Annotated in this window: 18 protein-coding genes; 17 read left to right on the top strand and 1 reads right to left on the bottom strand. The window is 54.9% G+C overall.

The features are described 5' to 3' along the window. Nucleotides 1-2: 2 nt before the first annotated feature. The 12 genes from ACX3VQ_RS07150 to ACX3VQ_RS07095 all read left to right on the top strand — a co-directional run bounded on the left by ACX3VQ_RS07150 (nt 3) and on the right by ACX3VQ_RS07095 (nt 12,085). On the top strand, nt 3-1,268 hold the full coding sequence (locus tag ACX3VQ_RS07150; RefSeq protein ID WP_462580185.1) for a WcaI family glycosyltransferase: 1,266 nt from the start codon (nt 3-5) through the stop codon (nt 1,266-1,268). Next, on the top strand, nt 1,265-1,978 hold the full coding sequence (locus ACX3VQ_RS07145; RefSeq protein WP_462580183.1) for an FkbM family methyltransferase: 714 nt from the start codon (nt 1,265-1,267) through the stop codon (nt 1,976-1,978). Before ACX3VQ_RS07150 ends, ACX3VQ_RS07145 begins: the two co-directional genes overlap by 4 nt. After that, nucleotides 1,975-2,745, top strand: a complete 771-nt coding sequence (locus ACX3VQ_RS07140) for a hypothetical protein (RefSeq protein ID WP_462580181.1) — start codon at nt 1,975-1,977, stop codon at nt 2,743-2,745. Before ACX3VQ_RS07145 ends, ACX3VQ_RS07140 begins: the two co-directional genes overlap by 4 nt. 39 nt (nt 2,746-2,784) lie before the next feature. Next, nucleotides 2,785-3,732: a class I SAM-dependent methyltransferase gene (locus tag ACX3VQ_RS07135; RefSeq protein ID WP_462580180.1), complete on the top strand. Its 948-nt coding sequence runs from the start codon at nt 2,785-2,787 to the stop codon at nt 3,730-3,732. 42 nt (nt 3,733-3,774) lie between these two features. After that, complete coding sequence (locus tag ACX3VQ_RS07130; protein WP_462580179.1) at nt 3,775-4,566, top strand: class I SAM-dependent methyltransferase; 792 nt, start codon at nt 3,775-3,777, stop codon at nt 4,564-4,566. A gap of 92 nt (nt 4,567-4,658) precedes the next feature. After that, nucleotides 4,659-6,056: a hypothetical protein gene (locus ACX3VQ_RS07125; protein ID WP_462580178.1), complete on the top strand. Its 1,398-nt coding sequence runs from the start codon at nt 4,659-4,661 to the stop codon at nt 6,054-6,056. A gap of 427 nt (nt 6,057-6,483) precedes the next feature. Further along, nucleotides 6,484-7,791, top strand: a complete 1,308-nt coding sequence (locus ACX3VQ_RS07120) for an oligosaccharide repeat unit polymerase (RefSeq protein ID WP_462580177.1) — start codon at nt 6,484-6,486, stop codon at nt 7,789-7,791. A 77-nt stretch (nt 7,792-7,868) separates the two neighbouring features. Next, entirely contained in the window at nt 7,869-8,756 is an 888-nt protein-coding gene (locus ACX3VQ_RS07115) for a glycosyltransferase family 2 protein (RefSeq protein ID WP_462580176.1), read from the top strand. 39 nt (nt 8,757-8,795) lie between these two features. Further along, on the top strand, nt 8,796-9,500 hold the full coding sequence (locus ACX3VQ_RS07110; protein WP_462580175.1) for an acylneuraminate cytidylyltransferase family protein: 705 nt from the start codon (nt 8,796-8,798) through the stop codon (nt 9,498-9,500). Between the two features lie 44 nt (nt 9,501-9,544). Then, on the top strand, nt 9,545-10,441 hold the full coding sequence (locus ACX3VQ_RS07105; protein WP_462580174.1) for an NAD(P)-dependent oxidoreductase: 897 nt from the start codon (nt 9,545-9,547) through the stop codon (nt 10,439-10,441). After that, a complete protein-coding gene (locus tag ACX3VQ_RS07100; protein WP_462580173.1) occupies nt 10,431-11,174 on the top strand; it encodes an SDR family NAD(P)-dependent oxidoreductase in 744 nt (247 codons plus the stop codon). The genes ACX3VQ_RS07105 and ACX3VQ_RS07100 overlap by 11 nt, the downstream gene beginning before the upstream one ends. Next, nucleotides 11,171-12,085, top strand: a complete 915-nt coding sequence (locus ACX3VQ_RS07095; protein ID WP_462580172.1) for an SMP-30/gluconolactonase/LRE family protein — start codon at nt 11,171-11,173, stop codon at nt 12,083-12,085. The genes ACX3VQ_RS07100 and ACX3VQ_RS07095 overlap by 4 nt, the downstream gene beginning before the upstream one ends. Before the next feature lie 13 nt (nt 12,086-12,098). On the opposite strand, the gene ACX3VQ_RS07090 is transcribed toward ACX3VQ_RS07095, so the two are convergent. Further along, the gene (locus tag ACX3VQ_RS07090; protein ID WP_462580171.1) at nt 12,099-13,532 is read right to left on the bottom strand and encodes a sugar transferase; all 1,434 of its coding nucleotides are present in this window, start codon (nt 13,530-13,532) and stop codon (nt 12,099-12,101) included. 345 nt (nt 13,533-13,877) lie between these two features. On the opposite strand from ACX3VQ_RS07090, the gene ACX3VQ_RS07085 reads away from it, so the two are divergent. The 5 genes from ACX3VQ_RS07085 to ACX3VQ_RS07065 all read left to right on the top strand — a co-directional run bounded on the left by ACX3VQ_RS07085 (nt 13,878) and on the right by ACX3VQ_RS07065 (nt 20,141). After that, the gene (locus tag ACX3VQ_RS07085; RefSeq protein WP_462580170.1) at nt 13,878-16,454 is read left to right on the top strand and encodes an O-antigen ligase family protein; all 2,577 of its coding nucleotides are present in this window, start codon (nt 13,878-13,880) and stop codon (nt 16,452-16,454) included. A 694-nt stretch (nt 16,455-17,148) separates the two neighbouring features. Beyond that, entirely contained in the window at nt 17,149-18,162 is a 1,014-nt protein-coding gene (locus tag ACX3VQ_RS07080; RefSeq protein ID WP_462570771.1) for a GDP-mannose 4,6-dehydratase, read from the top strand. Nucleotides 18,163-18,294: 132 nt separating this feature from the next. Continuing rightward, complete coding sequence (locus ACX3VQ_RS07075) at nt 18,295-18,852, top strand: DUF4402 domain-containing protein (protein ID WP_462580169.1); 558 nt, start codon at nt 18,295-18,297, stop codon at nt 18,850-18,852. Between the two features lie 112 nt (nt 18,853-18,964). Beyond that, on the top strand, nt 18,965-19,525 hold the full coding sequence (locus tag ACX3VQ_RS07070; RefSeq protein ID WP_462580168.1) for a DUF4402 domain-containing protein: 561 nt from the start codon (nt 18,965-18,967) through the stop codon (nt 19,523-19,525). Between the two features lie 136 nt (nt 19,526-19,661). Beyond that, the gene (locus ACX3VQ_RS07065; RefSeq protein WP_462580167.1) at nt 19,662-20,141 is read left to right on the top strand and encodes a DUF4402 domain-containing protein; all 480 of its coding nucleotides are present in this window, start codon (nt 19,662-19,664) and stop codon (nt 20,139-20,141) included. Nucleotides 20,142-20,204: the final 63 nt, after the last annotated feature.

The raw sequence follows: 20,204 nt of genomic DNA, 5'->3' as shown, positions 1-20,204 counted from the left end.
CAATGAGGATCTTGCTGATCAGCCTGAACTACGCGCCCGAAATGACGGGCATCGGGTTTTACAGTGGTGAGTTCGCGCAACATTTGGCCGCCCAGGGTCATGATGTTGGTGTAATTTGCAGCTATCCTTTTTATCCCGAATGGCGCCGCGATGACAGCTATCCTGGGAGTGGTTGGACCATCAGGACTGAGCAAGGTGTCCAAGTGCACCGGTGTCCTTGTTACATCCCGTCGAGTGTGAGCGGAGTGCGGCGCATCGTTCATTATATCAGTTTCGCATTCGCCGCCTTCTTGCCCGCGCTGAGATTATCTTGGCGGCAAAGGCCGGACGTCGTCATGTTGGTGGCACCTGCCCTGATGGGGGCTTTGCCTGCACTCACCGCCGCGAGAGTGGCGGGCGCACGCAGCTGGCTACATATCCAGGATTTTGAAGTCGAAGCAGGCTTTGCCACCGGGCAGATGGGTCGACACTCGCTATTCGGAAAATGCGCTTTGTGGCTGGAGAAACGCTTGCTTTCGCGCTTTGACCGGGCGACGTCGATCTCGCCCGAAATGTGCAGCAAGATCGTAGAAAAAGGGGTCGAGCCCTCGCGCATCCTTGAGCTGCGCAATTGGGCCAATATTGATGGCATTGTTCCACAAGAGAGCTCCAGCTATCGCGCCGAGTGGGACATCCGCACCCCCTATGTGGCACTCTACGCAGGAAGTATCGCGCGCAAGCAGGGGATTGAGACCGTGATCGACGCAGCGCGGATCATGGCTGATCGAGATGACGTTACATTTATCATCTGCGGCAACGGCCCTACTCGCGGTGACCTGGAACAGCTTGCCGCAGGGCTACCCAATATTCAGTTCCACGATCTCCAGCCAATGGCACTGCTAAGTGAGTTGCTGAATCTCGCCACAGTCCATCTTTTGCCGCAAAAGCGTGACGCAGCAGACCTCGTACTTCCATCCAAACTTGCCAACATGCTGGCATCCGGGCGGCCTGTCGTGGCTGGTGTGGAGCCCGGCCGGGGGCTCGCCCGCGAAGTTGAGGGCGCCGGGCTGACTTGCTCGCCAGAAGATGGCGCAGCCATGGCGAGCGCGATTGAAAGACTGATCGCCGACCGTGAACTTTATCGTAGCTGCGCCACAGAAGCGCGCGTACGGGCCAAACAGCGGTGGAGCAAAGCGTCCATTCTTGCGGCTGCCGAGCGCGAGTTAGTGGCGCTGGCGGAGGGTCACCATGCGCTGACGTCCATCGGGGAGAAGGGATTGAAGAAATGAATTTCGCCAAGGCCCTTCGCGCGTCCTTCGTGCCAGCTTACTGGAAAGGACTGGTTCGCGGAGTCGTGCCTACGATAGATCATGAAGAGGCTTTCGTCGGACTTGAGTTCGCCTCTGTCGTCGACGTCGGCGCCAATGTCGGGCAGTTCTCGCTCTTCGCATCGCACCGTTGGCCCGCCGCGACAATTCATGCATTCGAGCCGATTCCCGATCAGGCAGCACGCTTTTCCGCTGTCCACGGAAACCGGGTGACGTTGCATCGCTGCGCACTAGGTGAGAGCCCCACTTGGTTACCGATCCATATCGCTTCGCGTAAGGACAGCTCTTCGCTTCTACCTCTTGGACGAAGGCAAAAGGCGATGTTCAACATGGACGAAGTGGGCCAGATAGACGTGCCAGTGGAGCGGCTCGATGCGGTGCTTGAACCTGCCGATTTGCCACAGCCATCATTGCTGAAGATCGATGTGCAGGGTTTTGAGTATGAAGTCTTGCGCGGAGCGGGCAGGCTTCTCAGGCACTTCTCTCATATCTATGTGGAGGTATCGTTCACAGAACTCTACGAGGGACAAAGATTATACACCGATATCAAGGCTCTGCTCCTCGACAACGGCCTCACGCTCTTGCGTAATTATAATATCGTTCGAGATACGTTTGGGGCGTTGGTGCAAGCGGATCTGCTCTTCGAGACCCATGAAAGGATCGCGTGTTGATCAAAGCGCTCATCGGCTTGACCAAACCAATTAGGTACCCGCTGGAGAGCCTTTTATATCGCTTCTCACATCAGGGGGATTGCCTGCGCGATCTTAAAGACCGGTATAAAGGTCAACCCATGCTAGTGGTTGGTAATGGCCCGAGTATCAACGAAACTCCTCTAGAATCATTTGCTCACATTCCATCGATCGGGATGAACAAGATCGACCTTCTTTTCACTCGATCGAAATGGCGCCCAAGTATGATCTTGTGCGTCAATAACGTGGTCGTACAACAACATCGCGCAAGCTTCCTCGCGAGTGAAATACCAATCTACCTAGCTTGGAAGGCGCGCTGGTTCCTCAAGGGAAAATCAAAAAACGTACATTATTTCAATCTTTTCGACAGCGAAGAATTCTCGACAGATCTACCATCAGGCGTGGGTTCGGGTGCAACAGTGACATATCCCGCGCTACAGTTTGCTTACTACATGGGGGCTGATCCGGTCATAATTGTTGGCGTTGACCATAACTTTGACCGTAGTGGCGCATCGAACTCCTACGAGAAACGCGTCGGAGAGGATGTGAATCATTTTGATCCAAACTACTTCGCGCATGGCTCAACCTGGGGCATTCCCAATCTTGATGCGAGCGAAGAAGTCTTCTTGCGCAGCCGCCGTGCCTTTGAAGCTGATGGCCGGAAGATCTATGACGCCACAATTGGCGGCAAGCTCCAGATCTTCGAGAAGATCGACATTGAAACAGCAATGAATTTAGTAAAATCCTAATTTGCAGCAGTCATGGACCCTGAATCCGAAAGTGAAAAGATGACCATTGACGCGAAGAAGATCTTGGAATGCATCAAGGGTGCGGAAGACGGGGTGCTCGATAGCAGTCCAAACCGCGTGGTGGACGGCTTTGCCGGCGACAAACTGACTGGCTTGATCCAGCGTCTCACACGCGCGATCGACGGCGACTACCTCGAGGTTGGAGTATTTCAGGGAAGCTCTCTGTTAAATACGGCCTTCTGTAATCCCAGGATACACTGTTACGGAATTGATAATTTTTCCCAGTTCGACGCTAGAGGAGAAAATGAAAGAATAGTGCTCGAGCGCGCGAGAGCGCTTAGTGTCAGGAATTTCACTCTTATAAACAAGGATTTTGAGGACGGGTTACAAGAATTCAAGGGGAAAGTAGGAGTCTATTTCATAGACGGTCCACATGACTATAGAAGTCAGTTGATGTGCTTGATCTATGGCACTAAAATATTGGCCGAGAACGGTTGCATAATCGTAGATGACGCCAATTATGCACATGTCCGGCAAGCGACACGGGACTTCCTGGTGGCGTTCCCTGAATATAAGCTGGTGTTTGAAGCGTATACGAATTGCCATCCTAGGAACATGTCACCCCAGCAGCTTGCGGACGCTCGTGGGGGCTGGTGGGATGGTGTGCATCTGATCGTTCACGACCCGGGAGACGCATTCACTTCTCTGACGCCCCCAACTCCTGGGAACAATCGCTTTATCCGCGATCACAGCATTCATATTGTCAGAGACGCTTCAGTTGCCGCGGAAGCAGCGATGGTCCTGGAAAGTCTTCGGTACCCTTGGCATTTTCCAAAAGCTTTTGCTCGCTACATGCGAAGCCTGCTACGATCTTGGGCAGAGACAAAGAGGCGCTATAGGAATTTCAATACTGATAGCCTCGGCCTCCCATCGCGCGTCGCTGAACTGAAGGCTGAAATTGCAGAGGCGCAGCTACAGACGCGCTGAAATTTGTTTTGATAATAAAGCAGACCGCCCTGACATTTTTAAATGGCTGTCGAACTGCGCAAAATAGGTGAGTTGATGGAAATAAGGAGGGATCTCGGCCCGTTTGAGGCCAGTATCTACCCGGAGTTTGCGGCTGGTGGTTTCAGCCGAAAGGATTGCACGGTTGCCTTCTACACGAGGATCGGTGCGTTGCTTGATCCTTCGATGACCGTTCTTAATCTAGGGGCCGGACGGGGCGCAAATGTTCTTGCCGACCTGTCTCCATTTCGTAGGCAAATCCAAACATTCAAGGGACGCGCAAAGATTGTGATCGGCGCTGATGTCGATAGCGCAATAAACGATAATCCAGATCTCGACGAAACTCGAGTCATTGGATCTGATGGCCGACTACCGATTTGCGACCACACAATTGACATGATTATTTCTGACCATGTTTTCGAGCATGTCGAGAAGCCAGTCCTGCTGGCAAGCGAGGTTGAGAGGGTACTAAAACCTGGAGGCTGGCTATGCGCCAGAACGCCAAATAAGTGGGGCTATATAGGCATCGCTACCCGAACCATACCGAACAGCGCACACGTCAGGATCTTAAGGCAGCTGCAGCCGCACCGTAAGTCAGAAGATGTCTTTCCAACCTACTACAGGATGAATACTGGACGAGCAATTAAAAAATTGTTCCCAGAATCGAACTGGGATCATCACAGCTATGGATATAGCGGTGCTCCAGGTTATCACGCAAACATCAGGTTTGTATTCAGGGCTATCGATTTTTATAACCGATGCATGCCAGACAGTATGGCTGCAAAGCTACATTTATTTTTACGAAAACGAGCATGATCGTAATATATGACATACTGGGATCGTTTGTCTTTGCCGTGCGCAAGAAAGCGAATAGATGCTTATCCAGTGGCGTATTGGAACGCTGGTAAATGGCACGGGTATGGGCCAACCTTGAGAGTAAGGCACTCAGACTCTGGCGTTCTCCAGCTCTAAACACGATTTCAGCCTCGCTATCGCGCGGCATAGCCTATCTTGTTCCGCTTCCGTTTGTCGCCAAAGCGCTGGACATCGATCAGGTGGCACTATGGTTGTTGTTTGCGACCATGCACTCCCTTACCGTTCTGGCGATCGGCAACTTGCCGATAATCTTGATGCATATGGTCGCCCATGCGCGCACCGGTACAGACGCGCCCCGGAATCGGTTATCCACGCTAGTTACGGGAATTAGGTATACATTCAATTGGGCAACCCTGCTTTACGTAATGTTGGCCATACTGGTCTTCACACCACTGCTGTGGCGTCAGATTAACCTAACAAGTGATCATGTATCGGCCTTGGTCGCATGGGGTATTTTCGTGGTCGGAGCGGTTTGTCGCATCCAGACGTTGCCGTATACAACCTATTTGCTCGGCTTGAACGAGGTTGCCGACGTCCGTCGAATGGAAACATTTAGTTGGACGGTGGGCGCGATCGCCAGCGCCATTGGGTTGCTAATCTGGCCGAACATGGCGCTGGCGATGGCGTTGCTCCAAGCTCCGGCACTGCTAAATCTTGCCTCCATGAAAAAATTGGCGACCCGGAAGGATTGGGGCAAGTTAATGGCTGCCACTTCAAAGTCCGGAGGCATATGGCGCGAGATCTTGCCTCGCACAATCCAGGGCACCTTGGGGATCGTCCTGGCTTACCTGACTGTCTACGGGAGTAGCATCATCTATGCCCAAGTGGGCGACAGCGCCTCAATCGCATCCTTTTCCTTTCTTGTGACCCTATTTGGTGTAATTTCTCAGCTCGCAGTTGGCCACACTATGGCCAGTTTGCCTGCAATGTCGCAGGCCTACGCAGCCAAAAATCGAGTGGCACTTCATGCTATAGCAAAGAGATCCAACAATATTGGGATTCTACTGTATTTGGCATTATTGGCTATGGCCTGGACGATATACCACGCCTCTATAGTGGCCGTTCCAGGGGCGCTGCCCAGTATCGACTTCGATCTTTTTATTCTGTTTTGCCTCGCATATTTACCTGTCCGATACGCATCATTCCATTTGCATTTTTTTACGATTACCAATGAGATGAGATGGCACCATTATCAGATGGGCGTCGCGATGTTTTACTTCCCCTTGATTTTCATCTTCGGCATTGATTGGCTGCCCACCTATCCATTGGCACTATTCATAGCAAACCTTGCTTTCGCGGTCCCATTCGCACGCTACCTTACTTTCTCGAAGCTGAACTTTGTATTTGCGCAGGAAAGAACGACGCTTCTTATAATGGTTGTCTCCGTTGCACTTCTTGCTGCTTTGCTAACCGCTGGGGCAGCGTTTTGATGTGCCAGCGGGATTAATCGAGCGCTTATGACCATCCATGCCCTGGGAAAGGCCGCACCCCAAGATCAACCCCACCTTGAAGATTGCGCTCTAGCATGGGGCTATCAATCGCTCGATGGCTTGGGTATTGAGCCGCAATGATGAATTCCTTTAGTAATCGGCTTGGAACGAACGCGGTGCGCGTGGCCGTGATAGCCTACCTTCCGATCACCAAGCTGCGTGATGTAAGCCCCGATTATATGGCTTGGTTAGCTGCGACGGGACTCATACTTTTGGGCTTGGCATGGGCATTCTATTCCATACTTACGCCCTTGCTAAACCCAGGTCCGCGAAATTCAAAACAATTGGCCTGGACATTTTCCCTTCTTTTCACTGAAATTCTCTGGGCAACTGGGAACAAAGAGATTTCGTTTCAAGTTAATCGGCCGTGACTCTACTTACAGCATACTTTCTTGTTTTGGTTATCGTCCTTTTATGGGTGAAAGTTGGTGTTTTTAGCGTACCGTTTATATCTACTTCGGTCTGGCTAGTAGCTATATTAATCTCAGACCTCGGTCTAGTTTCATACCCACGCCCAATTTCGTGGGAAACAGTCGCATTAGTTATCCTTTCGCATAGCTTCTTTCTAGCTGGCTTCTTTTCAATTGCTTCCGGAAAAAATCGAACCGTTATTACCGCAAGGCCAGCGCTGGCAACAGACTTACTACTAGCAATCACGATCGTTTTCGTAACGCTGCAACTGGGGCCTACCTTGGCCAGCGGCCAAATTCCAGTTCTCGGGGCGGCAAGCAATCTGGCGCAGGCGAGGGAACTCCATTGGTCAGGCGAAGAACGCTCGCTCCTCGCCAATATCGCCAAAGTCTTGTCATACCCTTCGATTGCTTTTGTTGTACTCGCCCCGCTCTTCGTGCTTCATAAGAGGCGCTGGAAACTCGTAATGGCCGCGATGGGGTTCCTCGCCTTGGCAGACCAAGCTTTCGCAGAAGGTGGGCGAGCAACCTTGGTTTTCACGGGTCTTGGTGTCGCTGTTTGCTACTTCCTTGTCTATCGCCCAGCGTTCGGGCGCTGGATCGCGGCAGGCGTGTTCGGCGTCTTTCTGGTCTTCCAGCTTTCTTCGAATTTCTACCTCAGCCGAAACCCAAATTTTCGGAGCGACCCAAATTTCTTCATTGAATACAATTGTGCGAAGGCACAATTACCACGCCACTTGTCTAAATTGGATCACGAATGGAAGGCAACTATCCTTTCCAGTTGTTACGCAACCTCCCCTATCCGTCATCTCAATGACTTTTTAGAACTTGAGTGGCCACATCAACTCGGAGCGTACAACGCTGGAGTGATATTTCAGGATACCTTTGACAAGCAACGAGAAAGCATAGCAAGGTACTATCGCGCCAAAGGAGTAGGTGAGAATCCTTGGGCCACCTCAATGCGGGATTTTTGGATCGATTTTGGGTTTTTTGCTTTTCTGGTGTATTTACCGCTTGGTGCGTTCCTTGGCTTGATCAGTGGGCGGGAGCGGCTATCCTCCGAGTCTCAAGTAATTCTTCGGTGTATGTCGATTTCTGCTGCGTTACTGATTCCGTTCATCTCCCCACTTATCATAAGGCCTATATTATTCCCTATAATTGTAGCCCTTATGTTGCCACTCGCATGCTCTATTGTTGTGTCCATTCAATCAAATCATTCTCGTTCTCCAAGTGAAAGGGGCAGACGGCAAAGAAGACGGCGCTAAGTTTACTTCCAATCAAAATGGCTCATATGGCTAGGCAGCTGTCCGCGTAATTCTTAGTTAGATGACGACCGCAATTTATGACCGACATCAGCATCATCATCCGCACCCTCAATGAAGCGAAGTGGTTGCCCACGCTCCTTGGTGCAATCGCGCGCCAGGATACGCATGGGCTCAGCTACGACGTTGTCCTCGTTGATTCAGGATCGACTGATGGCACGCTTGAAATTGCCAAGTCGCATGGCTGCCGGATCGAGACGATCGACAAGTCCGAATTTACCTTCGGACGCTCTCTCAATATCGGATGCGAGGCTGCTTCTGGGCAGCATCTGGTGATGATTTCGGGCCATTGCATCCCACAAGGCCCAAACTGGCTACAGGAGTTGTGCGCCCCGCTTGAAGATGGCCGGTGTGACTATAGCTATGGACGCCAAATATGGCGTGACGGCTATAGCAAGTACAGCGAGAAGCAGCTGTTTCAGAAGTATTTTCCGGAAAAGACGCTGATCCCGCAAGAAGGCTTCTTCTGCAACAATGCCAACAGCGCCGTGACCAAACAGGCTTGGTCACGCTATCGTTTCGACGAGGAGGTGACAGGTCTTGAAGACATGGTGCTTGCGAAGAAATTATGGGCGGACGGCGGCAAGATCGGTTACGTCGCGGAAGCGGTGGTGGAGCACATTCATGAAGAAACCTGGGCGCAAGTGAGGCGTCGTTACGAACGCGAGGCAATCGCTCTTCAGGGCATCCTGCCCGAAGTGCATGTAAGCTTCCTGGACTTCTTGCGTTACACGACTGCGGGAATACTGCTCGATATGAGCTCCGCGCTTCAGGACAAACGCCTGCTGCGTGAGTGCAAAGGTATCGTGCTCTTTCGCAGCATGCAGTATTGGGGCACTTACAGGGGCAATAACGATCACCGCAAACTGTCGCGGGAAAAGCGTGAACAGTACTTTTACCCGAGATAGGCGGAATTGCGCGTTATCCCGGCAAGGAAAGGTTTCGACTTGGAAAATAGCTTCAACACCGTTGCCCTGTTGCCGATGAAGGCAAACAGCGAGCGCGTCAAAGGCAAGAATTTTCGCGAGTTCGCCGGGAAACCGCTCTTTCGTTGGATCCTCGATAGCTTATTGGAAGTCGACGAAATTGAGAAGGTCGTAATCAACACTGATGCCCGACAGATTCTGGCTGAAAATGGCCTTGAGGATGGTGCGGAAGACGGGCGGGTGATGATCCGTGACCGCAAGGTTGAAATCTGTGGAGACATGGTCTCCATGAATTTGGTCCTAGCCGACGATGTCGCAAATGTGTCGGCCGAAACCTATGTGATGACCCATACGACGAACCCGTTGCTCCGACCCGCAACGATTGCCGCTGCGCTTGAGAAATATTCCGAAGGCGTAAGAGATGGATCCTCCGACTCACTGTTCAGCGTCAATCCTGTCCAGACGCGTTTCTATCGGGCGGATGGAAGCGCGATCAACCACGATCCGGACAATCTCATTCGAACCCAAGACCTCGAATCGTGGTACGAGGAGAACTCGAACCTCTATATTTTCAACCGCGGTAGCTTCGCCAAAACCAAAGCTCGTATCGGTGCCGCACCGATACTTCTCCCTATGGACCCGACTGAAGCAATCGATATCGATGGCCAAGCTCAGTGGGAATTGGCAGAGGCCGTTGCCCTCTATCGTCTGGGCCAGAAACCATGACCGCATCGCCAATGATACTGGTTACTTGCCCCCCAATGCTGGGGATGATCGAATCCTTCCGGGCAGATTTTGCCGCGAAGGGCCTGGAAATGACCGCTGCGCAGGTCACGCAGACAATGAGCGAGCAAGAACTCATTGACCTGCTGCCCGGGTTTGACGGCTGGATTATCGGAGACGATCCCGCCAGTTCGCGCGTCCTCGAAGCCGGCGCTTGCGGCAAGCTGCGAGCAATCGTCAAATGGGGAGTCGGCGTGGACAACGTCGACTTTGTGGCGGCCAAGCGACTTGGGCTGAAGTCAGCGAACACTCCTGGCGTTTTCGGCAAGGAAGTAGCCGATCTTGCTATGCACTATGTGAGCGGGCTCGCCCGCCACAGTTTTCGTATCGATCGGGAAATACGCAGCGATTTCGCTTGGCCTAAACCAGCCGGGATATCACTCGCTGGCAAGAACGTCGGGCTTGTTGGCTTTGGCGATATTGGCAAGAACACGGCCAAACGTTTGCTCGCGGCAGAGATGAATCTTTTTGTCTACGATCCCTATTACCAGCATCAGGACTGCATCGATGCCATGCAAATGGTTTGGCCAGAGGGACTTGGGAAGATGGACTTTGTTGTCTTTACAGCACCACTCACTCCGGAAACTCACCACATGCTCAACGTCAACACTTCCAAGCAACTCAAGGATGGTGTGCGGATCGTGAATGTTGGCCGAGGCCCGCTTATTCAAGAGGCGGCACTCGTCGAAGGCCTAGCCAGCGGCAAGATTCATTCGGTGGCTCTCGATGTGTTCGAGACTGAACCTTTCTCGCCAGCTAGCCAACTCCGGCAATATCCCGACAATATTTTTGGAAGCCATAACGCGTCCAACACCATCGATGCCGTGGCAAGAGTTAGCAAGCAAACCATCGCCCTGATTGCAGAGATGCTTTATGATGACTGAGCGCGCCGCCATAGTAACAGGGCCCGAGAGTGGCATCGGCGAAGCGATTGCGGCCGAATTACGCGCGCAAGGTTGGTATGTTTTGGGGATTGGGCTCGGCAAAAATGCTGATGCCTGCGATCGCTATATCCAATTCGACCTTCGGCAATGCGAGCAACGGGATCTGTTCAATTCTCACTGCTTGAGCCCAGCAAGAGAGGCATTAGACGATCGGGCTTTGGGGGCACTCGTCAACAACGCAGCAGTGCAGCTCCTTGCCCCCACCCGTTCGATCGCGCTTGATGACTGGCAGCAAAGTATGACCGTCAATTTGACTGCCCCCTTCCTATTGAGCCAGGCATTCGCGGATAGTCTTGAGGCGGCACAAGGTGCCATTGTGAACATCGGTTCGGTGCACGCGCAGGCTACAAAACCGGGCTTTGTGTCCTATGCTACCAGCAAAGCAGCGCTTCATGGTCTTACCAAGGCACTTGCAGTGGATCTTGGGGGTGCAGTAAGAGTTTGTGCCATCGCCCCTGCAGCCATCGCAACTGATATGCTTGAGGCGGGTTTTGAGGGTCGGGCAAGCGAGCGAGAACAGCTCGACGCATTCCATCCAGCTGGCAGGATTGGCAAGCCTCAGGAAGTCGCGAAAGTTGTGGCATTCCTGCTGCAGCGCGAAATGGCATTTCTTACTGGCTCGATCTTGACACTGGATGGCGGGATCCTCTCACGGCTTCACGACCCCTCATGAACAAGCCGGTTTCGGTTTGGAGTGATCATCGCGCAACGCTGGGTGAGGGAATCATCTGGGATGGGCGGCGCGACCGATTATTTTGGGTCGACATCAAAGAAGCCAGGTTGTTTGAGACACTGCCTCATGAACCAGGGGCCCAGGAGTGGACAATTGTCGGCGATGTTGGTGGGTCAATCGGCTGCATAGCTGTCGACCCCAATAGCGCCGGTTTCTTGGCCGCCACAGGTCGGGGTATTGTGCGGCTGCGCTGCGATGATCTAGCCCGTACCGCAAAGCTCGAGGTGCTGGAGAACGCGCCCGAAACAGAATGGCCAGGTAATCGATTCAACGATGGAGCCATTGATCCGCTTGGCGGTTTCTGGGCCGGCACCATGGACAACAAGGAAGAAAGAGTGAGTGGTGCCTGGTGGCGATGGGATGGCCACGACTTGCTGCAAATGGCAACTGGCTTCAAAGTTACGAATGGGCCTGTTTTCATTCCATTGCGTGACAGAACCTTCAAAGTCTTCTTAACAGACTCTGCCGCCGCCGCGATTTATGTTGGTAAAGTCACACCCCAAAAGGGGCTGCGTGAATTGGAGGTTTGGGCAAGATTTGATCCTCGAGAGGGCTATCCTGATGGCATGTGTCTCGACCACCATGGAAGAATGTGGATCTCATTCTGGGACGGGGCCGCTATTCGCGCATACGATCCATTACAACGAAAGTGCGGCAATGCGGTCGCCGAAGTACGGTTACCTGTAAGGCGACCGACGAAGTTGGCCTTCACACCAGAAGGGAGTTGCTTCGTCACCAGCGCAGCCGTGGGTCTTGCTGGAAAAACGAACGATAATTTGATCGATGGCGCTTTGATAAAAATATCGAACTTGCACCCAGCATTTAGAACCGGACCAGCTCAGGATAATTGACTGCCAAGCCAAACTAAAATGCATTCTTGTGAATAATCACACGGATTGTAAGTAAAATTATAATTAGATCGGATGCAATCGACCAGCCTTGGACATATTCAAGGTCGGCATTCAGACGGTCCGTCAACTGCCTTTCTTCGAACAGACTGCCCCGATGGCCACGCACCTGTGCCAGCCCAGTGATGCCAGGCTTTACGACATGCCGATGCCAATACGCTCCATCAATTTCCCAAAGCATGGTCGACCCGACAGCGGTGCGTTCGGCATGCGGTCGTGGCCCAACGATGCTCATGTCTCCTACAAGTACGTTGATGAATTGAGGTAACTCGTCAAGGCTGGTGCGGCGCAGAAAGTTACCGAACCGAGTAACCCTTGGGTCACTCCGCGAAGTCGTCCTTTTTGCTTCATCATCCTGCATTTCGACCCGCATCGTCCTGAATTTCAGGATCTTGAACTTGCGATTACCAAGGCCGATCCGGTCCTGCTGGAACAATACTGGCCCGCGGCTATCCAATTTGACGAGCACCGCAATAAAGGCGAGCAATGGAGCAATGATAGGCATCAGGGCGAATGTAAAAACCAGATCGAACCCTCGCTTGAGAAAGCGCTGGCTCCAGGAAAGCTGCCCGCTACCCAGGACCAGGCTTGTCTCACCGGATCGTTCGCGAATTGCCAGAGGGCGTAGCGCGCTAAGTTCCGGCATCACGATTTCGGTTCGAACGTCCAGCGATTTCAACATGAAGGCCCATTGCTCCCGCTTTTCCGGGCGACAATGGACCACCACGCCATCAAGGCCGAGGGCCAATCGACCAAGCAAATCGAGCATGGCCGGATTGTCAGGGACGGGCTGCAATCCGATATCGCTCACACTCAGAACCTCTGGTACATGGGGCATCGGCATGGGCATTTCGTCATAAAGATGGAGATGAGCGAACGGGTTCGAGCCAAGCGCCCGCCGCGTCAGCCCAGCAACGCTCATTCGGGCAATGCCGACAAGAAACACGGCAAGAATTGTTCCCAAACCGAGTACCGCTCGCGAAAATTCCTCGCTGATCTTGAGAAAGAAGAAGATGAGGAACATCAGTAAAGATGCCCAGGCCAGCGCGGCGCCAGCGCGCCAGGCGCTGCGTAATCCATCGGCGAGTATGCTCGCAGGATAGCTCTGCACAGCCAACCCGAAGAGGAAATAGATCGGGACGATTGACGCGAGTGTACGGGAGATAAGCTCGATGTCGATCTGGGAAAGATAGGCGAGGCTGGCGACAACATAGGCGGTTGTGATGGCACCAATGTCGAGCAGGATCGCCGCTGCACTTACGCGATGTCGATGACCAGGCTTCGCTTTAAGCTCCGCAAGGAACAGATTCTCACTGCTTACTGGATCGTATTTGCTCACCTCGGAAAGCGCCACTTCTTCACCCTCGAGTCTTGGTTCGTCGACGCCCAATGCTGCGATCCTCTTTCAACTCGATCCACGACCTGTCGCTTGCACTGCGCCTTCGACGCTTGATCCTGATAGCCGAGCAGCAAGTCAAAAAGGCGAATAGCCTATCACGATAATATCGCTACGAGTCTCATAGCAAGCCCGCAATCGTCAGTCGCGAGTTCGATACATATTGCAGAAAGTGAAAAGATAATCGATCCGATATTATGGAATTAGAGGTATCTGTGCAATCAGCCCTCATGAGGTAGACGGCTACCAACCATATACGTAAATGTGCCACCGTTCGAAAATTGAACACTACTGCAGGTGGCAAGATGTAGATGCCGGGATTGCCCGTGGGGAGATTAGTTGAAAACTGAAAAGCAAATCCGAGCTGGTTTCGGAAGCCTGTGGCAAACCGTGGTAGAATATCTCCTCTACGCACTGGTCACGGCCTCAATCATTCTGGGCGGAGCGCCAAGCAGCGCAAACTGGCAGATCCTGGTGATTTGCCTCGTCGCCGCCTGCCTGCTTCCGGTTGCCATTGCGGCAGGAGCGGCCAGGAAATTTGCATCATTGCCGATGGCTCTGAAGGCCGCCGCAATCGCTATCGTCGCGCTACCCTTGCTGCAATTGATACCGCTCCCGCCGGGCATCTGGCAGGCCCTGCCGGGCCGCGAGCTCGCTGGTGAAGTCTTCGGTTTGTTGGGGACCGCAGGGGCGTGGCGCGGGCTCTCGCTGGTGCCGCGCGATACGCTGTTCGGTTTCCTGATGCTCTTGCCAGCAGCAGCAGCCTTCCTTGCAGCGCTGACACTGGATCGGGTTGGGCGCAGGCGGGTCGTATGGGTGCTCATTGCTGTCACTATTCTAGCGCTGCTGGTCGGCCTCATTCAGTTCGGCACGACGGGCTCGACGCTTGATCTTTACGATTCTCGCCATCGCGGCAGCTTCCTCGGCTTCTTCGCCAACCGCAATCACCAAGGGCTGCTTATGGCCATCGGTGGAGCTTTCGCGATCGCAGCCATCAAGGATCGCCTGCGCAACCCGCGGCTTGCGATGGCAGTCGCCGTGCTTGCGGCTATGGTCTTCTTCATTGCTGCGGTTGGCACGCTATCTCGCGCGGGTATTGGCCTGACCACAGCCGGATTGGCGGCGACTTTCTATGCCTGTTTTGTCCACGGCAAGCTGCGTTGGCAGTTCATTGTGGGCGGAGCGGTAGCGGCATTTGCCGCTTTATATTTCGTGACCGTCAGCTCGACTGTCCAGGCGGCACTCGATCGCTTCTCGCAGATCGAGGAGAATGGTCGCCTCGAAATCTGGCAGAAGAGCTCGCCGCTGATCGAACAATACCTGCCATGGGGCGCCGGCCTGGGCAGCTTCACCACCGTCTATCCGGTGATCGAACGGCTCGAGGATATCAACCCGCTCTATTTCAACAGGGTGCACAACGAATATCTTGAACTCCTGATCGAGTTTGGCCTGCCCGGCCTGATCGTCCTCCTGCTGTTCATCTTCCTTTTTGGCAAACGCATCTGGAGTGGTTGGCGCGGCAGGGAGGAACTGGGCGCCTTTGCTCTGCCGTCCGCTGTAAGCATTGTGCTGGTAGGCCTGCATTCGATTGTCGATTATCCGCTCCGCACCCAGAGCCACGCGGTTATCTTTGCTGTAGCATGCGGCTTTCTGTTCGCGCTCCACCGCAAACGTGCGGGCTCTGGCGAAACTGTTAACGACGGGCCATCCTGGACGGATCGAAGCATGAAGCTGAAGGCAATGGGCCTCGCCGGCCAAGCGCTGGCGATCATCGCTTTCGCATTGTTCGTGATTTACCAGCAGCAGAGCGCGTACTCAGTAGACCGCGCCGGCGCCAGCCTGGTCAATGCCGAAGGCGAGGCGATGAGCCCGGCGCAACTTGCCTCGGCCAAGAGATCTCTTGCGCGTCAGCCGCTCGATCAGCCGCTGCTCAACGCCATTTACGCTAGCGAAGTGCGAGGAGGACTCGATGAGACCCAGCGGCGCGCCTATGTGTCGACCCTCGGCAAGCTGGGCTGGCGTGACACCGCCACTCAGCAAAACCTCCTGTTCGAAGCAGCTCGGCGCAATGACCTCGACGCAGCGCTCGACCACATGGATGCACTGCTTCGGCGCGGCAAGCTGGCCGAACAGATCATGCCTCTCCTTGCGCAATTGGAGGTCGATCCAACCGGAACAAGGTTGATGGCCGAGCGCCTTGCGAACAATCCCGTCTGGCGTGAGCGCTATTTCCTCCTAGCCGAGCCCTTGGCCAACCCGGAGATCCTCGACGCGCGCTTGCGGCTGTTTGATTACATGGCCGAACACGACATGCCGGTCGATCGCGTGGAAATGCGCGCGGCGCTTTATGCGCTGTTCAATGCCGGCCGCAAGGACGCGATAGCCGAGATGGTCAGGGCCCAACTTCCCGCCGAAAAGAAGTCGCAATTATTGTACGATCCTGATTTCGATCAATGGCTGGGAGAACCTCCTGAAACTCGTTGGGCCACCGCGCCGCAGGACTGGCGCCTGACCAACCGGTCCGGGATCTCCGCGCAAATCATTGCCGAAGAATGGAGCAGCCGCCTGGTGCTGCGCTGGAACGGCCGGGGCGCCCCGATCATCGCGCGGACCATGACCTTTCTCACCGAAGGCCAGAGGCCGGAGCTGGAGGTGACGCTGAGTGCGGGCAGCCAGCTTCGCGGCCTCGATTCGCTACGCTTTACACTGATCTGCCCCGGCGCGCGCGAGGTGCTGTTTGTGCGCAAGGCTGCGGGTTCGGCAGCAAGCCCCGGGATGGATCGCCGTTCGGCCTTCTACGAGGCCGAGAGCGGCTCGGCCTGCGACTACCCTGAGTTGTTTATCGGCGGTATGCCCAGGGTGGGCAATCGCGGCGCGGATCTGTCGATTGATTCGATCAAGCTGACCGTGCCTTGAGCGTTCCGGGTTTAGTCTTGCGATCGCTGCCGCGTGCCTGCTCCACCGCGCAAGCGCCTGGCGCAGGCACTTGATCAACTGCTGGCAAGCATAACGGCCTTCGTGGCCCACGGGCCCAGTTCGGCGCGGCCGCTGGCAACATCGCCGCCGACCACCCTACCATTGATCCCTAATCTTGCTTGCATTTCGTAGCACAGGGAATGACGGAGAAGACATATCTCGAGAAACGGCGCAGGGCCCGGATACTTGCCTGACATGAACGATATCGCTTCCTTTTCCGGCGATTTTACGCCCTGTTCTGCGCGATATCGCTGCCTGTTATCGCGATTAAATACCCTGTTCTGGCGAAGAACAGGGAAGCGGTGATTACCTTCCAATAACCATCTGTAATCGCGTGAGTAATTTATCGGCGGATTGGGCACAATCACCCTAAAATGGCTGTTTCGCGCCCGAAATGAGCGATTTACCCTGTTAATTCCCTGCCAAACAGGCAAATCAGTGCCGAGACCAGCTGCGCTCGCGCCGCCCCGAATACCCGATAACGCAAACGCGCGGTGATATGATGATGCCTGGTGTCCTGCCCTCCCGTCTTCGGCCTTCGGCGACCAAGCCCGATGCGATTGGCACGGATCGCAGTGCGATGTGGCGCAGGATCAGGCTCGCCAAGTGGCCGCGCGAGCGCTAACCAATGCCCATGCGCTCCGCCCTCATCACCGGCTCCGCCGGCTTCATCGGCTATCACCTGGCCCAGCTGCTGTTGGACGAGGGGTTTGCCGTCACCGGCTATGACGGGATGACCGATTATTACGATGTCCGGCTGAAAGAGCGGCGCCACCAGATGCTGCTGCAAAACCGGCATTTCCGCGCAGAGGTTGGGATGCTTGAGGATTTCGAGCATTTGCGCACCATCGCGGTGGAATCCCGCCCCGACATCATCATCCACCTCGCCGCACAAGCAGGCGTGCGATACAGCCTCGAGAACCCGCGCGCCTATGTCGATGCCAATCTGGTCGGCACGTTCAATGTGATGGAAGTCGCGCGCGAGTTGAAAGTCGCCCATCTGTTGATGGCATCAACCAGCTCGGTCTATGGCGCCAATACGGCGATGCCCTTTACTGAGACAGATGCCTGCGACACGCCGTTGACGCTTTATGCCGCGACAAAGAAGGCAACCGAGGCAATGGGCCACAGCTATGCCCATTTATGGGGCATCCCCACCACGATGTTCCGTTTCTTCACCGTCTATGGCCCCTGGGGCAGGCCCGATATGGCACCGTTTAAATTTACCAAAGGGGTTCTCGAGGGCACGCCGATAGACGTATATAATCACGGCGATATGTATAGGGACTTCACATATGTAACCGATCTGGTTCGCGGCGTCCGGTTGCTTGTCGATGTCCCGCCCCCCGCCGTCGATGCGCGCGGCGAGCCGATCAAGCAAGACAGCCTTTCGCCCGCCGCACCTTTTCGCGTAGTCAATATCGGCAATGGCGAGAAGGTCAGGTTGCTCGATTTCATCGAAGCGATCGAGGAGGCCTGCGGCCGCGAGGCGATCAGGAACCTGCTGCCCATGCAGCAGGGCGATGTTTCGGCAACCTGGGCTGACAACAGCTTGCTGCGCGCGCTAACCGGTTACGCACCGCAAACCTCTGTGCGTGATGGCATGGCACGCTTTGTCGCATGGTACCGCGATTATTACGCAGTATAAGCCCTGCTTTGACACGCGCGGCTGGCAATATGCGCCTGTGGAGCTATACTCGCGTTTCTCGTCGAATTTATTCCCGGGTCGCGGCACGTCTTGAAATCCAATTTCCATCCCGCACAATCCAGGCGAAGCCAATTGGCAACGCAGCGTTTCCGCTGGCGCACGGCCAGCGCACTTGCGGCCTTCAGTTGGCTCACCCTGTTCGCTTCGCCAGCAGCGATCGCCAACCAGTCAGCCCTACGCATCATCAGCAATTCAGAACTTCGTTTCGGAACCTTTGCCGTGCCAACGCGCGGTTTCAGGGAGGTTTCGGCATCGGGCGCCGTGACCAGCGCCGGTGTGTTCGTGCTCAGCGACACTGGCACGGGCCCGGCGCGCTTCACCGTGGAATATGATCGGGGCAACAATGGCCGCAGGCGGATGGATCTTGAAATCGAGCTGGTGATGTCGGCGCCCCCGGCTTTTGGCAGTGGCGGCCTGACGGCCCGGCTCAGCCGTTATCAGACCGATCTGCCTGGTTACAGCTTTATCGAGCCCGGACAGGTCATCCGGATCGAGATGCTCAATTGCGTCCAGCGAGTCTGCTCGATGTCTTTCAATGTTGGCGGACGGCTGGATGTCGAGAGGATCTTTGGCGGAGGGCCGATCGCGATCCCCATTCCTGTCGATGCAGTGCTCGTATCGGTGCGTTAATTTCCGGCAATCCAGGTGCGCCATTCTGGCACATAAGTGTAATTACCTGATTGTAGGCTAAGATTTTCCTGCGAGCTTCTTCCTAGGATGTCCAAATCCTGAGGAGGCAAGCATGATCTCCAAAGAAACCATGGCTATCGTTGCCACTTTTGTGCTGGCCGCTTTACCCGCGCCCTCGCTGGCGGCACCGGGGAATGAGGCAACCGCCTCCGGCAACGCCAGCGCCGAAGTGATCGCCCCCCTGAGGTTCGAAGCGGTTGCCCCGCTGGAGTTCGGCACGCTGGCGGTTTCGCCAAACGACAGCGGATCGATCAGCGTTGACCCAGCCGGCGGCGCCCCGGTCTACACAGGTTCGCTAAGGGCTGCCTGCAGCGCCGCCGCGCTGTGCGATGCTTCACCCGCCCGATTCGCCGTTCGCGGGCAGCCGGGCCGATATTACCGGATCGAATATCCCGATCAGACATATGCGAGCCCGGTCAGCTCATCTGCGCCAGCTCTGCTGGTCAAGCAGATCACTGTCGCGACCGACAACCTTTCTTCCCAGGGAGCGCGCGGCCAATTGAGCGCGGAAGGGGCGGACGGTTTTCGGGTTGGGGGCACGCTGGAAGTTCCCGGCGGAACTGCTGCCGGGAGATACAGGGCCACGTTGAATATAGTTGTTTCCTATGATTGATGCCAGTTTAATGGCAAGCATAACATACTGTATTTATGTGTTTTTATGGCAAAAAGGATTTTTTAAGGGGCACGTAGTTATACCTATGTAAGCACCGGCAACCGCCGGGCGAACCAAAACATTTGGAGACTACGTAATGAAGAAGTTCGTTCTGGCAGCCTTTGGGGCCGCCTTCGCTATCCCGGCTGCCGCTGCGCCCGGCGACACTGACACCGCCCAAGGTGTAGCTACTGCGGTAATCGTTGCGCCGATTTCGATCGTGCATGATGGGGGTGCGCTGGATTTCGGCACGATCGTTCCGGGGACCACTGGCGGTACCGTGGTCGTGACCACCGCCGGCGTGGGTTCAGTTACTGGCGACGTGACATTCGTGCCCACCTCGACCAATTCGGAAGATACCTTCACGGTTACGGGCGATGCCAACCGCGATTTCAACATTGTTGCAGGTAATGAGGTAATGGCTGGCATGTCCTTCACCACGGACGTCGCGACCACAGGAAGCCTCGACGCATCGGGCCTTGCCACTGTTTCTGTCGGGGGCACTTTGACAGTGGCCGCCAATCAGGCCGCCGGCACCTATAATGGTACCTATGACGTGACGGTCAGCTACAACTGATGTCCTGACGAGACCGGCCGCCACTCCGAGTGAGATTGGCGGCCGGCCAGCCAGAGGACCAGC

The organism is Altererythrobacter chaiwopuensis (genome assembly GCF_054957735.1).
Note: the sequence above shows the minus strand (reverse complement) of the source record. Positions and strands in the feature narration are given on the sequence as shown.